Genomic DNA, 6,534 nt, shown 5'->3' on the forward strand with positions numbered 1-6,534 from the left:
GCTGTGGTTCAGGTGACGTACTGGTACGGGATGCCCGAGGTGGTGCCCGCCGGGGTGCTCACGACAACCGTCACCGGGCCCGGTACCCCTCCGGGGGCGACAGCCACGATCTGCGTGTCGGAGACCGCGGTGAACGGCACCGGAACGCTCCCGAAGCGCACTTCCTCGGTGTAGGTCAGGCCGCTGCCGGTGACGGTGACGGTGGTCCCGCCGAGGGCAGGGCCGGATGAGGGGTCGAGGCTGCCGACGGCCGGAGCCGCGAGGTACGTGTAGTACGCGGTTCCCAGCCCGGGCGTGCTGGTGCCGCCCGGCGTGGTGACAGTGACGGTCACGGAGCCCGATCCGCTGGGGGCGTTCGCGGTGACCTGGGTGTCTGAGTTGACAGCGACACCCGTGGCCGCAGTGACTCCGAAGCGGACTGTGCTGGTGAGAGTCAGATTGCTGCCGGTGATGGTGACGGAGTCTCCGCCGGAGAGCCGGCCCTTGTCGGGGCTGAGCAGGCTGATGGTCGGAGCCGGGATGTAGAAGTAGGGCAATGGATTGCTGACGCCTCCCGCCGTGGTCACCGTGACCTCGGCGGGGGCGGCCGGCGCCGCCGGCGCGGTGGCGGCGACCTGGGTGGGGGAGTTGCCGGTGATGACGGCAGGACTCGTATCGAACCGCACCGCGGTGGCTGCTGACAGATTGGAACCGGTCAGGGTGACCGTGTTTCCCCCCGAGGTCGGTCCCCGGCCAGGTGACAGAGAGCTGATCACCGGGGGCGCGACGTAGGTGTAGGCGATGCCGTTGCTCGTGCCCGACGCTGCGACGACCGTGACGTTGACCGTTCCGGCGCCCGGCGGCGAGGTGGCGGTGATCTGACTGGTGCTGATCACCGTGAACGAGGCCGAGAAAGATCCGAACTTCACGGCGGTGACCCCGGTGAAGCCGCTGCCGTTGATCGTCACCGCGGTCCCTCCCGCGGTCGGTCCCGTGCTGGGATTGACACTGCTCACTACCGGGGCCATGACCTGTTCCTTCCTGGACTCCTCAAGGACGCTGCGCCCTGGCTGACATGTGTCGGCCAGGGCGCAGCGGGTTCACGCTCGGCGCTCATCAGGTCGTGCCCGACTGAACGGTGAGGTACTGACGACCCGTTGGCGCTGGGCCGGCGGGCCGGGGGATCAGATGACGGTGAACACGTCACCGGCGACGATCGCGGTCTGACCGCCTGGAGTGGTGGCCCGGACGTCGTACGTGCCCGCGGTGAGCCCCGAGGGGACGGTGGCGACCAGCGTGGTGGGTGAGAAGCTCGAGAAGTCGGCGTCGACCGCGGCACCGCCGCCCGTGGGGGTGAAGGTCACGCTGCTGACATCCACCAGGTTGGTGCCGGTGACGGTGGTGTCCGTACCGACCGCCCCTGATGTGGGAGCCAGGATGGTGACGGTCGGGACGTCGTAGTAGGTGTACTGGGTGGGGGCGCCGAGCGAGATGCTGGTACCACCGGCGGTGGTCACGGTGCAGTCCACCGTGTCGAAGCTGGCACCGCCGAAGGCGCCGTGCGCCGGGCAGGTGACGGTCAGCTGGCTGTCCGACACGACCGTCAGCCCGGTGCCGGCTCCCACCGCACCGAAAGTCACCCCGGTCGCGGTCAGCAGGCCAGTTCCGAGGATGCTCAGGGAAGTGGCGGCCGCCGGGCCGGTGTTGGCGCTGAGAGCAGTGGGCGCCGGGGGGTCGATGTAGAAGAACGAGAGCGAATTGCTGGTTGAAGTTCCCGCGGTGACGCTGACGTTGACCTGGCCGCTGCACAGCACCGGGATGGCGACGGTGACGGTGGTGGCGCCGACGGTGGCGGGGTTGATCTTCTTCGTTCCGAAGTTCACCTTGGTCGTGCCCGACAGGCCTGTGCCGGTGAGGGTGAGGGTGATTCCGTTGTGGCTCTGGGTGGGTGTCAGCGAGGTGAGAGTTGCCATGGCGGGTCTCCTTGCGCTCGTGTGCTCCCGTGGCAGGAGTTGTGCGGCTGACCGTGAGTGGTTACGAGTCGCGGCTGCACGGCATGTCCCGGGCGTCTCCGTCGGGATGTGAAGCCGGGAATCGAACCGGTGCGCCGCCGCAGCGCATCGAGCGCGCGCAACGGGACCGGCTGTGACAGGCGAGTGAGGTCTCACGAACCCGTGCGGCATCGCACGGCGGAACGGTCCGCGTCTCACGGGGATGGTCAGCCGGTCCTGACCCAAGGCCGGTCATCCGATGCGAAGTGCCGGCGGATCGAACGATCCGTGCGGTCCGTCTCGCCTGATTCGATTCAATCCGATGGATGCCGGCACCAACAGAGCGCATTCAAGGTAATGATGGCTTATATGGTTGTCACATTAGCTTCATACTGCTCTATTTGTGCACCGGGGTGCGCTGCTGTTCAATGCTTGCGCAGGTTGATCTCCTCGCAGGCGAATCGCCAGACTTTTCCGTCACGTGACGCCGCTGCTCGGGCCGACGCGGACGATGGCGGCGGATGGGGAGACTTTCACGGCAGACTCGACTCATTCATGGCCCGTATCGCGCCGCTTTTTCTGGACTTTGTGATGTCGAAAATCAGCCCTGCTTTCTGCGGGGGCCCAACGACATCCTCACGCGTACTTTCGTGCGGGTATTTCAGCCGCGCAGGAGGCGGCCGCCGCAAAGGTCCCTACCGCGCGCATGGCCGCGGCCGGCGCGACGTGCCACGGCCGAGGCAGTGAGTGGACCGGTGCAGATTCTGGAGCTGCCGACGCAGCCCCCGCGTCAGCACGGGTGTGCACCTGACCGGCGGAATCGAGCGGCATGGGCCGTGTGGCCGGTGGTCGGGCGAGATCTCGGTGCAGTCCGGTCGCGCACGGACGAACACGGGATTATGCGGACACATTCCACATAAGGTCTATCTCGGGCATCAAGCATCGAGAGAAGGGGCATGCCATGAAGTTCGCAGTCCTCGGCGGAACCGGGCTGATCGGGTCGCGGGTCGTGGAGAACCTGAATGCGACCGGGCATCAAGCCGTACCGCACGCCCTGTCCACGGGTGTGGACGCCATCACCGGTCAGGGCCTGGAGGCAGCCGTTGCGGGTGCCGACGTCGTCGTCAACCTGACGAACTCCCCCACCTTCGACGACGCCTCGCCCGCCTTCTTCCGGACTTCGATGGACAACCTTCTTGCCGCTGGTGCGAAGGCCGGGGTCGGGCATTTCGTCATCCTGTCGATCGTCGGCGTGGACCAGGTGCCCGACCTGGACTACTACCGGGCGAAGGCGCTCCAGGAAGACATCCTCAAGGCCGGGCCGATTCCGTACTCCATCGTCCGCGCCACGCAGTTCATGGAGTTCATGGACGCGGTCCTGTCCTGGACCGCCGAAGGCGACACCGTCCGGCTGCCGCGCACGCCGATCCAGCCGATCGCCGCCGCGGACGTCTCCCGCTTCGTCGCCGAGGTCGCTGCGGGCGCCCCGCTGAACGGCGTGCTCAACATCGCAGGCCCTGACGTCTATCCCCTCGACGAACTCGGACGGTTGACGCTCACCGTCAAGCGTGACGGGCGCTCTGTCGTCACCGACGACTCCGCCGGCATGTTTGCCGCCGTCCACGGTGACGTCCTCACGGCCCGAAGTGATGCCCGCATCGCCCCCACCCACTACACCGACTGGCTCTCCTGAAACAGCGTGGATCCGCGGAACCAGGGTCGCGGCAGCCGGCCCCACACCCCGGCCGGCGACGGCCGACGTGTCGCCGAGGCCGGCACAGCCGGCTTCGAAGCGGCTGGGAACCGCCCGTCCCTCCGTTCCAGCCCGCCCTCAGAGCAGAGGATGTGGCGACGAAGGTGAATTCGGCCACCTAGCAGGTAAATTTCGGCCATCTTGCAGGTAAAGTCCGAGCGCCTTCTTGAAGAGAGAACATCCGTATGCATCGGCTCCCGGCCCGCGGCCATCTGATCGCGCCTGTCAGCTAGTCCGTGCGTGAGGATGTTGAGTTGCCTGGAGCCCGTGAAGTGTCAGCATCGCCCTTGCCCGCTCGGTTGCGCACCGCAGCGGCACGCCTTCTCCTACCCACGGTGCTCGCCCTGTCGTTCGCCGTTCAGGCGGTAGGTGCCCTTCTCCCCAGCGTTCCCCTGCTCATGGCCGCCACTGTTGTCGGGCTGGCGACGGACATCGCCCTGCACCGGTGGCAGCGCAACACGGCCACTGCCCTCGGGAAGCTGCACGCGACCGTGTTCGTGCGCCAAGCCGTCCGGGACCTTCTGCTGGTGACCGGCCTGATCCGCATCGAGGAACAGGACTACGAGACGAAATACCTGGGTCTCCTCTGCGGTCTGCTGCTCTTCTACGCCCTGCATTCCGCATGCCAGGCCCTTGCGATCCTCGTACGCCGCACCCGCACCCTGCCCGTGGTGTCCCGGAACATCGACGCCTCGCCACTGCGGCTGAGCCCCGCTCCCCCGGCGCTGCTGATGCATCGCTCCGGGCAGCGGCTCCTCACGTTCGGTCTGCCCTCGACAGCCGGCCTGCTGGCCACCGCGGCGACCGGCTCGGCCCGGTGGGCCGCCGCGGGAATCGCCCTGTCCGCCGCCCTTGCCGTGGTGGCCGTCGGCATGCTGCTGCTGCGGTTGCTGCCGGGGCGCAGGCCGGTGACGAGCAAGGAGGCGCTGGAGTGGTTCGAGGCCTGGCTCGCGGAGTATCAGCCGACGGTGGGCATGTACTTCTCCGGCGGCGCAAGCTCGGCCTATCAGGCGAACATGTGGCTGGAGCCGCTGGCCCGGCTGGAGGGTCGTCCGCTGATCGTGCTGCGTGAGCGCTTCATGGTGAGGAAGATCGCCTCCACCGACATCCCGATCGTGTGTCTGCCGAAGGTCACCGACCTGATGAGGCTGGAGCACTCGACGCTGAAGATGCTGATCCACCCGTCGAACTCGGGGAAGACCTCGCAGGTGCTGCGGATCCCCACCATCAAGCACGCGTTCGTCAACCACGGTGAGAGCGACAAACTGTCCAGCTGCAATCCGTACGCGAAGGCGTACGACGAGGTGTGGGTGGCCGGTCCCGCGGGGCGCCAGCGGTACGCCCTGGCGGACGTGGGTATCGACGACAGGGACGTCGTGGAGATCGGACGCCCGCAGCTGGACGCGATCGAGCCGTATGCCGGTGCGCCTGCGGGCCCGTACACCACGGTTCTCTACGCCCCCACGTGGGAGGGGTGGGACGGCAACCCGGGCAACACCTCGATCATCGAGGCCGGCGAGAACATCGTCCGCTCCCTCCTGGCCGATCCGGGGGTCCGGCTGCTGTACAAGCCGCACCCGCTGACCGGCTCGGTCGATCCCCGGGCGGGAGCCGCGGACGCCCGGATCCAGGAGATGATCCGCGCCGCGAACTCCCTCCGCGCCGCGGAACACCCCGATGAGGGACCCGCGCCCTCCGCAGCGGCGGAACTGGCTCACCGGACCGCCGAACTCGACCGACTGACCACGTCCTCGTTCCGGGCGAGCGCGGACGACGCGGAGCGGATGCTGCTCCAGACCGTCCCCGAACCCGGTCGGGCCGCGGCCGTGGCCGCCGCGACCGCCGCCTGGGAGGCCGCCTACTGGGCCTCGTTCCCCGGCTGGGAGCACCGGATCGTCGTCGGGGCGGGGCCGACCGTCTACGCCTGCTTCAACGTGGCCGACCTGCTGGTCAGCGATGTCTCCAGTGTCATCTCCGACTATCTGGCGAGCGAGAAGCCCTACGCCGTCGCCAACACCAGCGGCCTTCTTGAGCAGGACTTCCGCGACACCTTCCCCACTGTCCGTGCAGGTGCCGTCCTCGCTTCGGACGCCTCCGGCATCCCGGCCCTGCTGGAGTCCGTGCGCCACCCCGAGAAGGACGCCTACGCCGAGGCCCGCAGCGAGCTCAAGCTGCACCTGCTGGGCCCCTCCGACCCGCCGTCCGTCGTCCGCTTCAACGAGGCTGCCCGTGCGCTGTGCGCGGCGGCCGACGGGCACCGGACGGGTATGGCGGTGCGAGCGCTCTCAGCAGTCCCGACACAGCGAGACACCGGATCGACGCTGGACAACGAGCGCGTCAGGGGCTGAGCCCCCAGGGCGCGTACGCCGTGCCTGGTCGGTCGCTCCGTTCATGGGAGCGAGCCCGCCGTCGAAGACCGGAAGGAGACACCCGACAAGCGACGCCGTCGGAATCAGGCGGCCCACATCAGGTCTGTGCCGGCGCCCTGCGCGGTCGCTTGAGGAAGAGCCGTAGCAACGGTCAGGAACGTGGTGCAAAGACGTTCCCTGCCGGCGACCGAAGCGGTGTGGGGAGGGCGTCGCTGGCATGCATTCGCCGAATGCCCTGACGGAATTGCGGCGCAGTTACCAGTAGTGCCGTCGTCCGCCGACCGCGTGTCCTACCGCTCCCAGAATCCACAGCAGAACTCCGATCGCGACCAGGATGATCCCGATGGTCCAGAGAATGCCGAGGCCGGCCAAGAGGCCGATGATGAGCAGAATGACTCCGAGGATGATCATGACGTCCTCCGGTGACGGGTGACCCCCCTCT

The 6,534-nt window shown here is 67.9% G+C and carries 5 protein-coding genes; 2 read left to right on the forward strand and 3 right to left on the reverse strand.

Annotated elements, in window-relative coordinates:
* Nucleotides 1-8 precede the first annotated feature (8 nt).
* Nucleotides 9-1,007 carry an IPT/TIG domain-containing protein gene (locus ABZ208_RS36450; RefSeq protein WP_356913750.1) on the reverse strand — a complete coding sequence of 333 codons (999 nt, stop codon included), beginning with the start codon at nucleotides 1,005-1,007 and terminating at the stop codon, nucleotides 9-11.
* Nucleotides 1,008-1,163: 156 nt separating this feature from the next.
* Nucleotides 1,164-1,952 carry an IPT/TIG domain-containing protein gene (locus ABZ208_RS36455; RefSeq protein ID WP_356913751.1) on the reverse strand — a complete coding sequence of 263 codons (789 nt, stop codon included), beginning with the start codon at nucleotides 1,950-1,952 and terminating at the stop codon, nucleotides 1,164-1,166.
* Between the two features lie 979 nt (nucleotides 1,953-2,931).
* Between ABZ208_RS36455 and ABZ208_RS36460 the strand changes: the two genes are divergently transcribed.
* Nucleotides 2,932-3,663: an SDR family oxidoreductase gene (locus ABZ208_RS36460; RefSeq protein ID WP_356913752.1), complete on the forward strand. Its 732-nt coding sequence runs from the start codon at nucleotides 2,932-2,934 to the stop codon at nucleotides 3,661-3,663.
* Nucleotides 3,664-4,022: 359 nt separating this feature from the next.
* Nucleotides 4,023-6,071, forward strand: coding sequence for a hypothetical protein (locus tag ABZ208_RS36465; RefSeq protein WP_356913753.1), 2,049 nt, complete (start codon nucleotides 4,023-4,025; stop codon nucleotides 6,069-6,071).
* Nucleotides 6,072-6,347: 276 nt separating this feature from the next.
* Here ABZ208_RS36465 and ABZ208_RS36470 read toward each other — a convergent pair whose 3' ends face one another.
* Nucleotides 6,348-6,503, reverse strand: a complete 156-nt coding sequence (locus tag ABZ208_RS36470) for a DUF6131 family protein (protein WP_356913754.1) — start codon at nucleotides 6,501-6,503, stop codon at nucleotides 6,348-6,350.
* Nucleotides 6,504-6,534: the final 31 nt, after the last annotated feature.

It is taken from the genome of Streptomyces sp. NPDC006208 (genome assembly GCF_040613775.1).
Taxonomy (GTDB): Bacteria; Actinomycetota; Actinomycetes; order Streptomycetales; family Streptomycetaceae; genus Streptomyces.